Source organism: Streptomyces sp. HPF1205, assembly GCF_020400825.1.
In the GTDB taxonomy this organism is placed as follows: Bacteria; Actinomycetota; Actinomycetes; order Streptomycetales; family Streptomycetaceae; genus Actinacidiphila.
The window spans coordinates 84517-101216 of sequence record NZ_JAINVH010000010.1 but is presented as its reverse complement, the minus strand read 5'-3'; the positions used below and the strand labels follow the sequence as shown (position 1 = coordinate 101216).

Annotated in this window: 15 protein-coding genes; 9 read left to right on the top strand and 6 right to left on the bottom strand. The window is 73.5% G+C overall.

The features are described 5' to 3' along the window. Window positions 1–151: 151 nt before the first annotated feature. A complete protein-coding gene (locus K7G61_RS13975) occupies window positions 152–1153 on the bottom strand; it encodes an AI-2E family transporter (protein WP_225847111.1) in 1002 nt (333 codons plus the stop codon). A gap of 379 nt (window positions 1154–1532) precedes the next feature. Then, the gene (gene glgX / locus K7G61_RS13970; RefSeq protein ID WP_225847221.1) at window positions 1533–3647 is read right to left on the bottom strand and encodes a glycogen debranching protein GlgX; all 2115 of its coding nucleotides are present in this window, start codon (window positions 3645–3647) and stop codon (window positions 1533–1535) included. A gap of 182 nt (window positions 3648–3829) precedes the next feature. Here glgX and K7G61_RS13965 point away from each other — a divergent pair, with 182 nt between their 5' ends. Next, entirely contained in the window at window positions 3830–4399 is a 570-nt protein-coding gene (locus tag K7G61_RS13965) for an ATP-binding protein (RefSeq protein WP_225847110.1), read from the top strand. A 183-nt stretch (window positions 4400–4582) separates the two neighbouring features. Here the strand turns inward: K7G61_RS13965 and K7G61_RS13960 are convergent, their stop codons facing one another. Beyond that, window positions 4583–4831 carry a chaplin gene (locus K7G61_RS13960; RefSeq protein ID WP_225847220.1) on the bottom strand — a complete coding sequence of 83 codons (249 nt, stop codon included), beginning with the start codon at window positions 4829–4831 and terminating at the stop codon, window positions 4583–4585. Window positions 4832–5194: 363 nt separating this feature from the next. Here K7G61_RS13960 and gndA point away from each other — a divergent pair, with 363 nt between their 5' ends. From gndA to K7G61_RS13920, 8 genes are all read left to right on the top strand, one after another. Beyond that, window positions 5195–6637, top strand: coding sequence for an NADP-dependent phosphogluconate dehydrogenase (gndA, locus tag K7G61_RS13955; RefSeq protein WP_225847109.1), 1443 nt, complete (start codon window positions 5195–5197; stop codon window positions 6635–6637). A gap of 81 nt (window positions 6638–6718) precedes the next feature. Continuing rightward, complete coding sequence (locus K7G61_RS13950; protein ID WP_225847108.1) at window positions 6719–7075, top strand: PRC-barrel domain-containing protein; 357 nt, start codon at window positions 6719–6721, stop codon at window positions 7073–7075. 64 nt (window positions 7076–7139) lie between these two features. After that, entirely contained in the window at window positions 7140–7319 is a 180-nt protein-coding gene (locus K7G61_RS13945; RefSeq protein ID WP_225847107.1) for a hypothetical protein, read from the top strand. 16 nt (window positions 7320–7335) lie between these two features. Then, on the top strand, window positions 7336–7953 hold the full coding sequence (locus tag K7G61_RS13940) for a DedA family protein (protein ID WP_225847106.1): 618 nt from the start codon (window positions 7336–7338) through the stop codon (window positions 7951–7953). 92 nt (window positions 7954–8045) lie between these two features. Further along, the gene (locus K7G61_RS13935) at window positions 8046–9581 is read left to right on the top strand and encodes an FAD-dependent oxidoreductase (protein ID WP_225847105.1); all 1536 of its coding nucleotides are present in this window, start codon (window positions 8046–8048) and stop codon (window positions 9579–9581) included. Between the two features lie 140 nt (window positions 9582–9721). After that, window positions 9722–10393 (top strand): DUF4232 domain-containing protein, encoded by a 672-nt coding sequence (locus K7G61_RS13930; protein WP_225847104.1) that lies wholly within the window; start codon window positions 9722–9724, stop codon window positions 10391–10393. 131 nt (window positions 10394–10524) lie between these two features. Further along, window positions 10525–11361, top strand: coding sequence for a GH25 family lysozyme (locus K7G61_RS13925; protein ID WP_225847103.1), 837 nt, complete (start codon window positions 10525–10527; stop codon window positions 11359–11361). Window positions 11362–11435: 74 nt separating this feature from the next. Beyond that, window positions 11436–12470: a PHP domain-containing protein gene (locus K7G61_RS13920; RefSeq protein ID WP_225847102.1), complete on the top strand. Its 1035-nt coding sequence runs from the start codon at window positions 11436–11438 to the stop codon at window positions 12468–12470. A gap of 1 nt (window position 12471) precedes the next feature. Here K7G61_RS13920 and K7G61_RS13915 read toward each other — a convergent pair whose 3' ends face one another. The 3 genes from K7G61_RS13915 to K7G61_RS13905 all read right to left on the bottom strand — a co-directional run bounded on the left by K7G61_RS13915 (window position 12472) and on the right by K7G61_RS13905 (window position 16641). Beyond that, the gene (locus tag K7G61_RS13915; RefSeq protein WP_225847101.1) at window positions 12472–12885 is read right to left on the bottom strand and encodes a hypothetical protein; all 414 of its coding nucleotides are present in this window, start codon (window positions 12883–12885) and stop codon (window positions 12472–12474) included. A gap of 245 nt (window positions 12886–13130) precedes the next feature. Next, window positions 13131–15212 (bottom strand): cellulose binding domain-containing protein, encoded by a 2082-nt coding sequence (locus K7G61_RS36955; protein WP_225847100.1) that lies wholly within the window; start codon window positions 15210–15212, stop codon window positions 13131–13133. 238 nt (window positions 15213–15450) lie between these two features. Continuing rightward, entirely contained in the window at window positions 15451–16641 is a 1191-nt protein-coding gene (locus K7G61_RS13905; protein ID WP_225847099.1) for a zinc-dependent alcohol dehydrogenase, read from the bottom strand. Between the last annotated feature and the right edge of the window lie 59 nt (window positions 16642–16700).

The following is a 16700-nucleotide window of genomic DNA, read 5'->3' as shown; positions in this document are numbered from 1 at the left end:
GAACCCTCTTGACCAGCGGGTTAGCCGCGATGGGAGCAGTCGAAACTGGACGCCGTGTGAATTCCGCATTTCCGGAAGCGGCGTGGCCGGTTACGTGTCCGCGTGACCTCGCGAAAAGCGCCGCCGGGGGTCACCGTCAGGCCGGCAGGTGTCAGGAGGCGTCGGTCCGCGGGAAGACGAACTCGTCGAGCACGATGCCGAGCGCGACCGCCACCGGGATCGCCACGAGGCCGCCGACGACACCGAGCAGCGAACCGCCCGCGAGCACCGCGACCACTGTCACGACCGGGTGCACGTCGACCGCGAACTTCATCGCCCGGGGCATGATCAGGTAGTCCTCGGCCAGCCGGAAGCCGATGTAGAACACGGCGGTCGCTATGGCGACCGGCAGCGAGACCGACAGCGCGGCCAGGCTCACCACCACGCCGCCCACGGTGGAACCCACGATGGGCACCATGTCCATCAGGGCGACGAACAAGCCCATGGCCGCCGGATACGGCACGCCGACCACCTCGCACCACACGAAGGTGGCCAGCCCGGCGATGGCCGAGGTCACGATGTTGCCCAGCATGAAGCGGCCGACCCGCGTGAGGATCGTCTCGGAGACGGCGACCACGCGCTCCCTGCGGGTGCCGGGCACGAAGCGGTAGCAGAACCGTTTGATCGTGGGCAGCGCCACCATCATGTAGAGGGTCACGGTGATCACGATCACCGCCGAGGTCACGACGCTGATCACCAGCTGGCCGGCGCCGAGCACCCCGCCGGCCACCTTCGACGCGCCGCCCGAGCCGAGCCCGCTCTGCGCCTTCTCGATCAGGTGGTACCGGTCCTCCAGCCGGCCCAGCGTCGAGTGGTGGTCGTGCAACTGGCTGCGCCAGCGCGGCACCGCGTCGGTCAGGGCGGTCACGGCCGCGGTGACCGGCGGGATCACCAGCGCCACGAAACCCGCAAGCAGCCCGGCGAAGGCGGCCACCACGGCCGCCACCGACCAGCCCCTGCGCAGCCCGCGCCGGCACAGCCAGGCGACCACCGGCTCCAGGCTGACCGCGATGAACGCCGAGAGCAGCAGCAGGGTCAGCAACTCGCTGAGCCGCAGGACCGTCCGCACCAGCAGCCAGGCCAGCACCGCGCCCAGCCCGGTCGCGAAACCCACGCCGAACCACGATCGCGCCCCCCGCGGCGGCTGCGCCCCACGCCCGCCCCGACGCGCCCCCGGCAGGGACGCCGCGCCCCCGGAGGGGGCAGCGCCGCCGTCCGGGGGAGCAGCGTCGCCGTCCCGGTCCAGCCCGTCCCCGCCGGGCGCGGAGCCCGCCGCAGCACCGCCGGAGCCCTCCGCCCGGCCCGCGTCCCGTGTGTCGTGCGCATCCCGTGCGTCGTGCGCATCCCGTGCGTCGCGTGCGCCACCCGCGCGTGCCGCGGCGGCGTGCGCCGGATCAGCCGAGATGTCGGGCATGGCCGTGTCTCCCTTGGACGGTCGTCAGGCGTCTACCCCCGCGGGCGGCGCCGACTCCGCCGCGTCCTGTGCCGATCCGTCAGGAGCGCTCCCGTCCGGCGCGGATCAGCAGGATCGTCGAACGCCCCTGCGCCTTGACGGTGTCACCCGGCCCGTGGACCGCGTCGTCGTCGCGGGTGGCGGCCGCGGTGTCGACGAGGACCCGCCACCGCTCGCCGTAGTCCGCGGGCGGAAGGGTGAACGCCACCGGCTCCCAGTAGGCGTTGAACAGGATCAGGAAGGAGTCGTCGCGCACCGGCTGCCCGTGCGCGTCCCGTTCCGAGATCGCGTCGCCGTTCAGGTGCACCCCGATGGTGTGCGCGTCCGGGCGCCCCCAGTCGGCCTCGGTCATCTCGCGGCCGTCCGGCCGCAGCCAGGTGATGTCCCCGATCTCCCCGTTGGCGGCCCGCCCCTGGAAGAACCGGCGCCGCCGCAGCACGGGGTGGTCCCGGCGCAGCGCGATCAGCCCGCGGGTGAACTCCAGCAGTTCCCGCTGCTGCGGGCCGAGGTCCCAGTCGACCCAGGACAGTTCGTCGTCCTGGCAGTAGGCGTTGTTGTTGCCGTGCTGGGTGCGGCCCAGCTCGTCGCCGTGCGAGAGCATCGGCACGCCCTGCGAGAGCAGCAGCGTGGTCAGGAAGTTGCGCTGCTGCCGGGCGCGCAGGGCCAGCACCTCCGGGTCGCGGGTCTCGCCCTCCGCGCCGCAGTTCCACGACCGGTTGTGGCTCTCGCCGTCCCGGTTGTCCTCGCCGTTGGCCTCGTTGTGCTTGTCGTTGTACGAGACCAGGTCGCGCAGCGTGAAGCCGTCGTGGGCGGTGACGAAGTTGACGCCGGCCCTGGGCCTCCTGCGGTCGCCCGCGTACAGGTCGGCGGAGCCGGTCAGGCGCGAGGCGAACTCCGGCAGGGTGCCGTCCTGGCCGCGCCAGAAGTCCCGTACGCAGTCGCGGTACGTGCCGTTCCACTCGCTCCACAGCGGCGGGAACCGGCCCACCTGGTAGCCGCCGTCGCCGACGTCCCACGGCTCGGCGATCAGCTTGACCCTGCTGATCACCGGGTCCTGCTGCACCAGATCGAAGAACGCCGAGAGCCGGTCCACCTCGTCGAACTGCCGTCCCAGGGTGGCCGCGAGGTCGAACCGGAACCCGTCGACGTGCATCTCCGTCACCCAGTAGCGCAGGCTGTCCATGATCAGCTGAAGGACCATCGGATGCCGCATCCGCAGCGAGTTGCCGGTGCCGGTGGTGTCGAAGTAGTGCGCGGGGTCGCCGTCCACCAGGCGGTAGTACGAGCTGTTGTCGATGCCGCGGAAGGACAGCGTCGGGCCCAGCTCGCTGCCCTCGGCCGTGTGGTTGTAGACCACGTCGAGGATGACCTCGATGTCCGCCTCGTGCAGCGCCTTGACCATCGCCTTGAACTCGGTGACCTGCCCGCCGCGGCTGCCGGCGGCGGCGTAGGCGTTGTGCGGCGCGAAGAAGCCGATGGTGTTGTAGCCCCAGTAGTTGCGCAGTCCCCGGTCCAGCAGATGGCCGTCCTGCAGGAACTGGTGCACGGGCATCAGCTCGATCGCCGTCACCCCGATGCCGGTCAGGTGCTCGATCACCGCCGGATGGGCCAGCCCGGCGTAGGTGCCGCGCAGATGCTCGGGCACCGCGGGATGGCGCCGGGTCAGCCCGCGTACGTGCGCCTCGTACATCACCGACTCGTGGTAGGGCCGGCGCGGCCGCCGCTCACCGCTCCAGTCGAACGCCGGGTCGGCGACGACCGACAGCAGCGCGTGGGCGAGGTTGTCGCCGCCGTCCGGGCGGCCGGGGTCGTCGGTGCGGTAGCCCAGCAGCGACGGGTGGCCGTCGCCCTCGCCCTCGACGGCCTTGGCGTACGGGTCGAGCAGCAGCTTGGCGGGATTGCAGCGGTGCCCGCGCGCCGGGTCGTACGGTCCGTGCACCCGGAATCCGTACCGCCGGCCGGGGCCGATCTCCGGCAGGTACGCGTGCCAGATGAAGCCGTCGACCTCCTCCAGCGCCACCCGCTCCTCGGCACCCGATTCGTCGATCAGGCACAGCTCGACCTTCTCGGCCACCTCCGAGAAGAGCGCGAAGTTCGTGCCGGAACCGTCGTAGTCGGCTCCGAGGGGAATCGGGTGACCGGTCCACTTCTGCATCATTCGCATTGGCCGACGATAACCGCGGCGGCCGGCCCGCGGACGGCTCGGCGCGCGGGGACGCCCGGTCCGCCGTCCCCCGGGACGCGGGGTGGCGCGCCGCCGGAAACCGGGGGTGGTGTGGCCGGGAGCGGGACGGGTACACGGCGAATGTCCGGAGAACAGCGGGGACAGGGGTGTCCATGACGACCAGCACCGGCAGCGGCCCGACATTGCTGTCCGGCCCGCGCACGGGAGCGGTCGCGGGGGCCGGCGCCGGAATGGTGTTCGACGGTGAGACCGCGTCCATAGCGGCCTCGCGCGCCTTCACCGCGGGTTTCCTGGAACAGGCCGCGGCCGAGCACGGGGTCCGGGTGCCGCGGCAGGCGGCCGCGGACGCCCAGCTCGTGGTCAGCGAACTGGTGACCAACGCGGTGAAGTACGCGGCAGGGCTGTGCGCGGTCCGGCTGGTGGTGAGGGATCGGCTGCTGGAGATCACCGTGTGGGACACCGAGCCCACCATGCCGGAGCCGCGCGGACCGGAACCCGGCCGGATCGGGCACCACGGGCTGGAGGTCGTCCTCGCGCTGTGCGAGAGCTTCGAGGCGCACCGGGACCCGTTCGGCAAGCACGTCACCGCCTGCCTCGCCCTCGGGCCGGCAGCCGTTCCCGAAGGTCAGGCCGTCGTTCCCGGCGGTCGGGCGAAGACGCGTGCCACGGCCCCGGCGCGGGGCGTCCCCGCCGCCGGGAAAACCGCGCCCGATCCGGCATGAGCGCCCGCGGCCGGGGCAGACGACCGTAAGCTCCCGCCCGGGATCGGCGGGAGTACGGGCTCCGGCCGGTTGTTGGCCCGAGAGGCAGGCCGAAGCCCCGCCCGGTGACGCCCATCCCCCCCGCGTCCCCGGGCCGCGCCCGGCCGCCATCCGCCCCCCAGCACGGCGGCCGGGCGCCTGCCGTCAGCCGTGGTGGTGGAGGCTGACGTTGGCGCAGTGGCTGCCGAAGGCCGGGTTGAGCAGTCCGATGACGCTGAGGGAGTTGCCGCAGGCGTTGATGGGGATGTCGATGGGGATCTGGACGACGTTGCCCGACAGGAACCCCGGCGACCCGATGGCGGCCCCGCCCGCGCCGGCGTCGGCCGCGGCCACCCCACCGCCGGCCAGGACCAGCCCGCCGGCCAGCGCCGCCACCGCGGCGCCCTTGCGCATGAGCTTCACAGGTACTCCTTAGCTATGAGTGATCGTCACGGCGGCGTCCGCACCCTAAGAGGACGCCGTCGGTCACTCAGAGTCCCCCGGCGTCCGCCGCCACCGGCCGCCACGCCGGGCGGCGCGCGGCGAAGTCACCCGTACGGGGGCAGCGGCGGTGTGACCATCGGCCCGCGCCGCCACCGCAGCGCGCCGCACCTCACCGGCCCGCGCCGCCCCGCCCCGCCACGGCACCCCGCACCGTTCCGCGCCGCACGGCCCGGTGTCGTCCCCCCACCGCCCCGACAGGCCGCCCGGCCCGCCCGCGCGCACAATGGACGAGGCAGCCGGACTCCGGCCCCGGACCTGGGAAGCGATGCTGGTATGAGCAAAGCCGCCGACATAGGCGTCACCGGACTGGCCGTGATGGGCAGCAACCTCGCCCGCAATTTCGCCCGCAACGGCTTCACCGTCGCCCTGCACAACCGGACCACGGCCAGAACCACCGCGCTCGTCGAGGAGCACGGCGACGAGGGCGACTTCGTGCCGACGACGAGCGCGCGGGAGTTCGTCGCCGCCCTCGAACGCCCCAGACGACTGATGATCATGGTCAAGGCGGGCGGCCCCACCGACGCGGTGATCGACGAGTTCGCGCCGCTCCTGGAACCGGGCGACGTGATCATCGACGGCGGCAACGCCCACTTCGAGGACACCCGCCGCCGCGAGCGCGAGCTGCGCGAGAAGGGCCTGCACTTCGTCGGCACCGGCATCTCGGGCGGCGAGGAGGGCGCCCTCAACGGCCCCTCGATCATGCCCGGCGGCTCCGCCGAGTCCTACCGGTCGCTCGGCCCGATGCTGGAGCGGATCGCCGCCAAGGCCGACGACGGCGCCCCCTGCACCACCCACGTCGGCCCGGACGGCGCCGGCCACTTCGTGAAGATGGTGCACAACGGCATCGAGTACGCCGACATGCAGTTGATCGCCGAGGCGTACCACCTGCTGCGGGCGGTGACCGGGTACGAGCCGCGGCGGATCGCGGAGATCTTCCGCGCCTGGAACACCGGCCGGCTCGACTCGTACCTGATCGAGATCACCGCCGAGGTGCTGGCGCACACCGACCGGGCCACCGGCCGGCCCTTCGTCGACGTCGTCGCGGACCGGGCGGAGCAGAAGGGCACCGGGCGGTGGACCGTGCAGATCGCCCTCGACCTGGGGGTGCCCGTCTCCGGGATCGCCGAGGCCGTCTTCGCCCGCGCGCTGTCCGGCCACGCCGACCTGCGCGCCGCCTCCCGCGACCTGCCGGGCCCGCACGGCGCGCCACTGCCCGAGGAGCACGCCGCCGCCTTCGCCGACCAGGTCGAGCAGGCCCTGTACGCCTCCAAGATCGTTTCCTACACGCAGGGCTTCCACCAGATCCGCACCGGCAGCGACACCTACGACTGGGACATCGACCCGGGCGCCGTCGCCGCCATCTGGCGCGGCGGCTGCATCATCAGGGCCGCGTTCCTCGACCGGATCACGGCCGCCTACCAGGGCCGCCCCGACCTGCCGAGCCTGCTGTCCGACCCCGGCTTCGCCGAGGAGATCGGCGGCGCCCAGGACGACTGGCGGCACGTGGTGAGCGTGGCGGTGCGCCAGGGCGTCCCCGTCCCCGGCTTCTCCGCCGCGCTGGCCTACTACGACGCCCTGCGCGCCGACCGCCTGCCGGCCGCGCTCACCCAGGCCCAGCGCGACTTCTTCGGCGCCCACACCTACCGCCGCACCGACCGCGACGGGGTGTTCCACACCCTGTGGGGCGGCGACCGCTCCGAGGTGAGCGCGCCGTGACGGGTGTGTACGGGGCCGTGACGGGGGCAGGCGGACACCGAGGGACACCGCCCGTACCGCCGACGACGCGAGGAGGACGGCATGGTCCGGATCGCCGATCTGCGTGAATGGCGCGAGCACGCCGTGGTGGACGAGAACGGCCGCCGGATCGGTGTCCTGGAAGCGGTCTACGTGGACACCGGCACGGACCAGCCCTCGATGGCCACGGTCCGCACCGGGGCCCCCACCCGCCGCCGGCTGGTCTTCGTGCCGGTGGACGAGGCGACCGCTGGTCCGGACCAGGTACGCGTGCCGTATGCCAAATCGCTGGTGAAGTCGGCCCCCTCGATCGGGACGGACGACGTCCTCCCGGCCGAGGACGAGGAGGCGATCTTCCAGTACTACGGCCTGGCGTACACGTCCGGAGCGGACGGGGTGCGCCGGCTCGCCCGCCGGTGACAGCCCCGTCGCCGCCGTTGCGACCGCACCGGTCGGACCGCAGACGCCGGAAGGAGGCGCGACGATGAGCTTCTTCCTGTTCCTGATCATCGTGGCGTTCGTGCTCGGCCTGATCGGTGCGGTGGCCGACGGCCTGACCTGGCTGCTGGCCGTCGGCTGCGCGGTCTTCGCGGCCGACCTGGTGTACGGGTGGCTGCGGCTGCGCGGCCGGGTACGGCCGCCGGGCCGCCGCGGCCTGAGGTGAGAGGCCGGCGAAGGCCGTGCACGGCATCACCGACTGGCTGGCGAGCGGCTCGGGACTGATGGTCTACGCCGTCGTCGGAGGACTCGTCTTCTGCGAGGACGCCCTGTTCTTCGGCTTCGTGCTGCCCGGCGAGACCGCCGTCGTCCTCGGCGGGGTGATCGCCAACCAGGGCCGGGTCTCGGTGTACTGGCTGTGCGCCGTCGTGGTGTTCGCCGCCGTGCTCGGCGACTCGGTCGGCTACGAGGTCGGCCGTCGCCTCGGGCCCCGGATCCTGGATGCCAAGGGGCTGCGCAGCCACCGCGAACGCATCGGGAAGGCCCAGGACCTCATCCGGCGGCGCGGACCGGTCGCGGTGTTCCTCGGCAGGTTCATCGCCTTCTTCCGCGCCCTGATGCCCGCGCTGGCCGGGATCTCCCGCATGCCCTACCGGGTGTTCCTGGCCTTCAACGCGCTCGGCGGCCTCGTGTGGGGCGTCGGCTTCACCCTGCTCGGCTACTTCGCCGGCACCGCCTACAAGCGGATCGAGCACGTCGCCGGCACCGCCGTCGCGGCCACGGTGGCCGGTGTCGTCGTGATCGCCCTGATCGTGTGGCACATCCGGCGCCGCCGCAGGACCGGCGAGTCGGACCACTGAGCGGGGCCCGGGGGCGGGGCCCGGGGCGGCCATTCGAGGCGAATACGGCGCCTCCTTGCGTGCTCGCGCCCGCCGCGGGAAACCGCTCAGGCATGGCGAACGACCTGGACCTGCCCGGCACGGGCGAGTCGTACTGGACGCACGGCACCGACTGGACGCGCTTCGCGCCGCTCACCGACGACCTGAGCGTGGACGTCGCCGTGATCGGCGGCGGCATCGCGGGGCTGAGCACCGCGTGGGAGGCGGCCCGCGCCGGGCGGTCCGTCGTGGTGCTGGAGGCCGACCGCATCGCCTCCGGGGTCAGCGGCCACACCACGGCCAAGGTGACCGCGCAGCACACCCTGATCTACGACCGGCTGCGCAGCAGGCACGGAGCGGAGGCGGCCGCGCTGTACGCCGCCTCCCAGACCGACGCGCTGGAGCGGATCGCCGCCACCGTCGGCGAACTGGGCCTGAACTGCGACCTGGAACGGCTGCCCGCCGTCACGTACTCGCGCGACCCGGCACAGCGGCCGAAGCTGGAGGCGGAGGCCAGGGCCGCGCGGGAGGCCGGGCTGGACGCGCGCTACACGGACCGGACCGGGCTGCCGTTCCAGGTCGCGGGCGCGGTGCGGGTGGAGGGGCAGGCGCAGTTCCATCCCCTGGCCTACATGCTGGGCCTGGCCCAGGACCTCCTGGCGCGCGGCGGCACCGTCCACGAGCGCACCCGCGTCACCTCGCTGCGCGAGGGCGAGCCGGGGAGGCTCGGCACCGAGTCCGGCGCGACCGTCACCGCCCGCGACATCGTGGTCGCCACCCACTACCCGGTCTTCGACCGCGCCCTGCTGTTCGCCCGACTCAAGCCGCGCCGCGAACTCGTCGTCGCAGGCCCCGTCGACGCGGCCGCGGACCCGCGGGGGATGTACATCACCGAGGGCGACGGCAAGCGCTCGGTGCGCACCGCCCCGCTGCCGGACGGGCGGCGGCTGCTCATCGTGACCGGCGAGGACTTCACCCCCGGCACCGGGAGCGCCGCCGAGCGCTTCCGCACCCTGGACGCCTGGATGCACGAGCACTTCCCGGTGGAGGAGACCGCCTACCGCTGGGCCGCGCAGGACAACGACCCGACCGACAAGGTCGCCCTCGTCGGCCCGCTGCACCCCGGCGCCCGCCACACCTATGTCGCCACCGGCTTCGGCGGCTGGGGCATGACCGGCGGGGTGATGGCCGGCCGGCTGATCAGCGAGCTCATCGCCGGCCGTCCGCCGCGCTGGGCGGGACTGTACGACCCGCGCCGCCTGCTGCCGCTGCTCAAGGAGGCGCCGACGCTGCTGGCGCAGCAGGCCGAGGTCGCGGCCCACTTCGTCGGGGACCGGCTGCGCGCCGCCCGCCACGACGACCTCTCCGCCGTCGCCCCCGGCACCGGCGCGGTGGTGCGCACCGGCGGCGGCACGTACGCCGTCTACCGCGACGAGGACGGCGCCGCGCACGTGGTGTCCGCACGCTGCACCCACCTGGGGTGCCTGGTCGCCTTCAACGACGCCGAGCGGGTGTGGGAATGCCCCTGCCACGGCTCGCGGTTCGGCGTGGACGGCGAAGTCCTGCACGGCCCGGCCGTACGGCCGCTGAAGCGCCGCGGACCGGACTGAGTCGCCGTCAAGCCTCTTCGTGCGCACCCCTGTTCGCCGTTGGTACGGCGGTTCGGGACGGGACGGGGGGAATGTGCGGGTACGGCAACAATCACGCCACCCCGGGTTCGAAGGGGCCGTGCGCCGAGCACCCGTCAGACATGCGTACTTCGTCCGTGCTCTTCCGTTCCGCCGCCGGGATCCGCCGCAGGCCGCCGGTCGCGGTGGCCGTGGCCGGCGTCCTGCTGGCCGCGTCCGCCGCCGGATGCGGCAGCTCGTCCGGCGGGGCGTCCGCCGCCGGGACGTCCGCCGGCGCCACCGCCGCCCCGACGACTTCGTCCGCCGCACCCGGTACCGCCGCACCCTCCGTGACGCCGGCTCCCTCCGTGACGCCGGCTCCGTCCGGCGGCCGGGCGCCGTCCGCGACACCCGCCGGCTCCACGCGGTGCACCGTCGGCGACCTGAAGCTGCGGCTCGGCCGCGGCGATCCCGGCGCCGGCCAGGTCTACTACCCGCTGACGTTCACCAACGTCTCCGCACACCCGTGCACCCTCGACGGCTATCCGGGGGTCTCCCTGCTGCGCGGTGACGGGAGTGTCATCGGCCGGCCCGCGGGCCGCGAGGGCGGCAGGGCAGCGGTGGTGCGGCTCGCCCCGGGCCGGTCCGTCGAGGCGGACCTGCACACCCTCAACCAGGGTGTCCGCGAGGGGGGTTGCTGGCGCGCACCCGCGTTCGTCAAGGTGTACCCGCCGGGGTCCACCGAGGCCGTGACCCTGGCCGTGGCCGCCCCCGTCGTGTGCGGCGGCACCTTCGGCACCGGCCCCGTCCACTGACCGGCCCCCGTCCATCGACAGGCCCTGCCACCGACCGGCCCCCGTCCATCGACCGGTCCCGTGCCCGCACCCGCCCCTTCTCCGCACCACCGGCCCGGCCGGAACCGCCACTCACAGAATTCGGACCGCGCATGAGCCTCAAAGGAATCGACGTCTCCTCGTACCAGAGCACCGACTACGGCACCGCGGGCTTCGGCTTCGTGTTCGTGAAGGCGACCGAGGGCACCTCGTACGTCAACCCCCGGCACGCCGCGCAGGTCGCCCACGGCCGCGCGGCCTCGCTCGTGGTCGGCCACTACCACTTCGTCCGGCCCGGCTCGATGAGCGCGCAGGTCTCGTACTTCCTGCACCGCGCCGCCCCCCGGGCCGGGGACGTGCTCGCCCTGGACTGGGAGGACACCGGTGTGTCCGGCTCCGACAAGGACGCCTTCCTGAAGGACCTGCGGGCGGCGGCGCCTGGCCACAAGGCCGTGCTGTACTGCAACCGCGACTTCTGGCTGCACCGCGACCACACCTCGTACGTCGGCGACGGCCTGTGGATCGCCGACCCGGACGCCCCGGCCGGCCGGCCGCGGATCCAGCACTCCTGGCTGTTCCACCAGTACGGCGAGAGCGGCGGTCTTGACCTGAACGTGGCGAACTTCGCGGGCAAGGGCGCACTGCGGGCGTGGGCGGGCGGCGGCAGCGGCGCCGCGCCGGGCTACGAGCCGTTCCCCGGCTCGGACTGGTTCACCCCCGGCCGCCGCTCGCCGATCGTGGCCGCCATGCACGACCGGCTGGTCGCGGTCGGCTGCGACCACTACCGCGGCAGCGCGAACAAGGACGTGATCGGCTCGGGCGACATCGCCTCGTACGAGGCGTGGCAGCGCACCTACAGCGCCGAGCACCACAAGGGCTGGACGGGCGAGGCCCTGAAGTGGCCCCCCGGCAAGGAGACGTGGGACGCGCTGCACGTGCCGCGGGTGTGAGGCGCGCCTCCCCGCGGGTGACGCCGGGACGCCCGAGAGTGAGACGGGGCCCGCCGCGGGGAACAGCGATCGTCATGGAACCGATCGAGGCGCTGGAACGGATCGCGTTCCTGCTGGAGCGCGCACAGGCACCCACCTTCCGCGTCAGGGCGTTCCGGCGCGCCGCCGAGGTGCTGGCGGCGCTGCCCGAGGAGGAACGCCGGCGGCGGGCCGCCACCGGCCGGTTCACCGATCTCAAAGGCATCGGGCAGAGCACCGGCACGGTCATCGCCGAGGCGAGCGCGGGCCGCGTCCCCGGCTACCTGGCCGCGCTGGAGGAACAGGCCCGGACCACCCCGCTCGCCGAGGGCGGCCGGCGGTTGCGGGCCGCCGTCCGCGGCGACTGCCACCTGCACTCCGACTGGTCCGACGGCGGCAGCCCCGTCGAGGTGATGGCCCTGGCCGCGCGCGGCCTCGGCCACGAGTGGGCGGCGCTGACCGACCACTCGCCGCGGCTGAAGGTCGCCCGCGGCCTGTCCGCCGACCGGCTGCGGGCCCAGCTCGACACGGTCGCCGAGCTGAACACCCGTCTGGCGCCCTTCCGGCTGCTGACCGGCATCGAGTGCGACATCCTGCCGGACGGCTCGCTGGACCAGGACGACGACCTGCTCGACCGGCTGGACGTGGTCGTCGCCTCCGCGCACTCCGAACTGCGGATGCCCGCCCCCGCCTTCACCGCCCGGCTGGTGGCGGCGGTCACCAACCCCCTGGTCGACGTCCTCGGACACTGCACCAACCGGCTGCTCGGCGGGCGCGCGGTGCGCCCGGAGTCCGCCTTCGACGCCGATGCCGTCTTCGCGGCCTGCGCCCGTTCCGGCACCGCGGTGGAGATCAACAGCAGTCCCGACCGGCTGGACCCGCCCCGCCGCCTGCTCGCGCTGGCCCGCGACAGCGGCACCCTGTTCGCCGTCGACAGCGACGCCCACGCTCCCGGCCAGCTCGACTGGCTGATCCGCGGCTGCGCACGCGCCGAGGAGGCGGGCATCCCCGCCGAGCGCGTCGTCACGACGTGGACCGCCGACGAGCTGGTGACCTGGACCAGGACGCGGCGGGCTCCGGCGGGTCGGTGAGTCAGCCGCCGAGGGCGGCCCGTTCCGCCTTGAGCAGCCGGTTGCCCATCTCGTGCAGTTCGTCGGGGGAGTGGGCGGCCCGGGCGGCGGGGAACACCTCGCGCTCCTCCCGCTCGGCGTGCGCGCGGAACTCGGCGGCGAAGCGGGCGAAGCGGGCCGCGAAGTCGGGGCCGTCCGCGTCCAGGGCGGACAGCTCGGCGGTCAGGCGCGTACCCCGCGTCCCCGCCCGGCCGCCGTCCGGCCCGTTCAGGTAGCCCTCGCCCGTTTCGTGCAGCGCCAGCAGCTCGCCCAGCTCGTCGAGCGCCTCCCGCCGGGCCGGGCCGCCGGCGGTCTCCACCGCCGTCAGCAGCTCGCGGATCCGCTCGTGCTGCTCGGCGAGCGTGTCGAGGATGTCGATCGGCGAAGAGGCGGTCATCGGTGTCTCCCTGCGTATTGCCGCTCGTCCGTGCCGGCGGGCCCGCGGCCGGTCGTCCTTGCGCCTGACCCGCGCCGGTGCCGGCGAAACCACCGGCGCGCGGGGACCGTCCCCATGGCCTACGGCGCGTGCCGCCGCCCGCACCGCACGCGAGGGGGCCCGGTCCGGCGTCGCGCGCCGGACCGGGCCCCTCTCACCGCGTCGCCGTCGCGGTTTCCTGCTTTCTCACCGCGGCACGGTCGCGGTCACTGCGTGGTGCACACCGTTCCGTTCAGCGTGAAGACGGTCGGCGGCGGGTTGGCGCCGCTGTTGGCGCCGGTGAAGCCGAAGGAGGCCGAGTTGCCGCCGTTCGCGGCGAGGGTGCCGTTCCAGTCCACCGGGGTGGCCACCACGGTCCGGCCGCTCTGGGTGACCTTCGCGTTCCAGAAGCCGGCGACCGACTGGCCGGTGCTGGGGAAGTCGAAGGCCACCGTCCAGCCGGTGATCGGGGTGGGGCCGGTGTTGGTCACCGTGACATTGGCGTTGAAGCCGCTGCCCCAGCCGGCGGTGAGCTGGTACGACACCTGGCAGGTCGACTTCGCCGGGGTGCCGGTGCGCACGGTGACCGGGTCGGACGGGCGGGAGAGTTTGCCGTCCGCGTCCCTGGCCAGCACGTTCCAGGTGAACGTGGACCCCGGCGTCAGGTTGGGCACCGTGACGGAGGTGCCGGTGGAGCTGCCGAGCAGCTCGCTGACGGTGCCGACCTGGCGGTACACCTCGTAGCGGGTGACCGGCCCGCCGCTGGACGGGCTGAAGCTCACCGTCGCGGTCGAGTCGGTCGCCGCCGTCACGTGCGGGCTGCCCGGGGCCGACAGCGCGGACGCCGTACCCGCCTTGGGGTGCAGTGTGACGGTGGTGATCGAGTACGGGGGCAGGGTGTGCGTGGCGGAGTACGCCGAGGTGGCGGTGTCGATCGACGTGGCCTCGTCGCCGTAGGTGGACACGGTCTGCGTCGCGGCGGTGTCCGGGGTGAAGCCCGCGTAGTGCAGGGTCACGTCCTTCGCGGCGGACGGGTCCTTGTTGATCAGCATCACGCTCAGGTCGCCGTTGGCCCGGTGCACGGCGTGCGCGGCCACCATGGCGCTGTCGCTGCCCGCGCCGACCAACTGGTCACCGGCGACGCCGACCCGGCTGAGCATCCGGATCGCCCAGTAACTGGGGAACGGGGTGTTCAGGGCCGGCTCGCACACCGAGCCGACGCACGTCCCGCTGGACAGCACGCCCCAGTCCTCGTAGTCGGTGGCGCCGTCGGGCGCGGTGTCGATCTTGGTCGGGCCGTTGTGGGTGTCCCACCAGTCGACGTTGAACACGCCGTTCTGCAGGGCGGACAGGTAGGCGTCAGCGCCGAACAGTGCGTTGGGCTGGGTGTCCTCGTCCACGCCGCCGTTGACCTCGGTGAGCGCGATCGGCGTCCCGGCGGCGCCCGCCGCGTCGAGTTCGTCGCGCAGCTGTGCCAGCTCACCATTGAGCTGCGAGACCGAGTCCAGCATGTGCGCCGCGTCGGAGCTGCTCGGGTACCAGTGGACGATCACGAAGTCGGCCTTGCCCGCGATGATCGGGATGACCGTGTGGTTCCAGTCGGAGCTCTCGCCGCTCGCCATCACCCCGTCGGGCCAGTTGCCCGGCATGGTCAGAACCGCGCCGACCTTGACGGTGGGGTCCACGGCCTTCATCGCCGAGACGTAGTCCAGCACGTTATGCGCGTACGCCGAGGGCGAGGTGTCGGCGTGCTGGTCGGTCTCCCAGCCGGAGCCGTAGTGCCCGTTGCCGTACAGCTCGTTGCCCACCTCCCAGAACTTCGCGCCGTAGCCCTTGGTGACGTTGGCGTACCGCACCCAGTCCGCGGCCTCCTGCGGGGTGCCCGAGCCGTAGTTGGCGATCAGCATGGGCTGGGCGCCGAGCTTCTTGACAGTGCCCATGAAGGAGTCGAAATCGGTGCCGGGGGCGACGTAGCCGCCGGGCGCGGTGTTGTCCTGCCAGTGGTAGATGTCGCCGTACGAGCCGCCGGGGTAGCGCAGCACACCGACGCCTGCCGCCTTGAGCAGGTCCTGCACCTCGGGCACGTTCATCTGGGAGTCCCAGACCGCGCTGTTGAGGCCGTAGCCGGTGGCGGGGATCGTGCCCTGTCCCTCGTTGGCGTTGACGGTGACGTCGACTCCGGAAGGCGGCGGATCGTCGGCGTGGGCGGCGCCGCCGGCCGCGAGCAGGGCGGCGGCCATGGCGGCCGCCGAGGCCCCGGCGGCGAGGCGCCGGCGCCAGGGCGTGGTCGTGGGACGGGTCGATCGCACGGAGAATTCTCACCTTCGACGAGGCGGGACGTGGGGGGCGTGCGCGGGCGTGAGGTGAGGCATACACGCCGTGGGAGCGCTCCCGTGGGAGCGCTCCCAAATTTCGCTCCCGCCCTGACCGGTTGTCAATCCCCGCGGGGAAAACCTCGCCTCGCCTCGCCCCCGCCCCCCGCCCGCGCCGCGGCACCGGCACCTGCGGCCCGCGGCGCGGCGAACGCCACCCGGCTCCTGGGCCGGCTCAGGGCTTGAACAGGACCTTGATCGCCCCGTCCTGCTTCTTCTGGAACATCGCGTAGGCGTCCGGCGCCTCGTCCAGCGGCACGTGGTGGGTGGCGAAGTCGTCCACGCCCAGCGGGTCCTCGTCGGTGAGCAGCGGCAGGATCTCGTCGGTCCAGGCACGGACGTTGGCCTGGCCCATCCGCAACTGGATCTGCTTGTCGAACATGGTCAGCATCGGCAGCGGGTCGACCGCGCCCCCGTACACCCCGCTGACCGAGACGGTGCCGCCGCGCCTGACCAGCGAGATGGCCAGCTCCAGCGCGGACAGCCGGTCCACGCCCGCGGTCTCGGTGATCCTGGCGCCCAGGCCGCGCGGCAGCAGTCCGACGGCCGCCTGGGCGAGCTTGGCGACGGGACTGCCGTGCGCCTCGGTGCCGACCGCGTCGATGACGGCGTCCGGGCCGCGCCCGTCGGTCAGCCCCCGTACGGCGTCGACCAGGGCGGCACCGGAGTCGAAGGCCTCCAGGTCGAGCGCCGTCACGCCCTCGCGCAGGGCCCGGTCGAGCCGCTCGCGCACCAGGTCGACCCCGATGACCGTCCCGGCCCCCAGGTGGCGGGCCACCCGGCAGGCCATGGCGCCGATCGGGCCGAGCCCGAGGACCGCGATGCTGCCGCCGGGCGGTACGCCGGCGTACTTCACCGCCTGCCAGGCGGTCGGCAGCACGTCGGACAGGTACACGAAGCGGTCGTCCGGCGGCCCCTGGGGCACCTTGATCGGGCCGTACTGGGCCTGCGGGACCCGCAGGTACTCCGCCTGGGCGCCGGGCACCGCGCCGTAGAGCTTGGTGTAGCCGAACAGCTGCGCGCCCATGCCGTACTCGGTGACCTGGGTGGTCTCGCACTGGGTGGGCAGCCCCCTGCGGCACGTCCAGCACTCGCCGCAGGCGATCTGGAACGGCACCACGACCCGGTCGCCCGGCGCGAGGTCGGGCACGGCGGGGCCCACCTCCTCCACGATGCCGATCGGTTCGTGGCCGAGGATGTCGCCGGGGGTCATGAAGGGCGCGAGCACCTCGTACAGGTGCAGGTCGGAGCCGCACAGCCCGGAGGAGGTGATCCGGACGACGGCGTCGGTGTCCTCCTGGATCCTCGGATCGGGCACGTGCTCAACCCTTACGTCGCGCTTGCCGTGCCACACCGTCGCTCGCATCCGGGCCACCTCGCCTCTCGTCACACGGTCGCCGTCCAGGCGACGTCACCCGGGCGCGT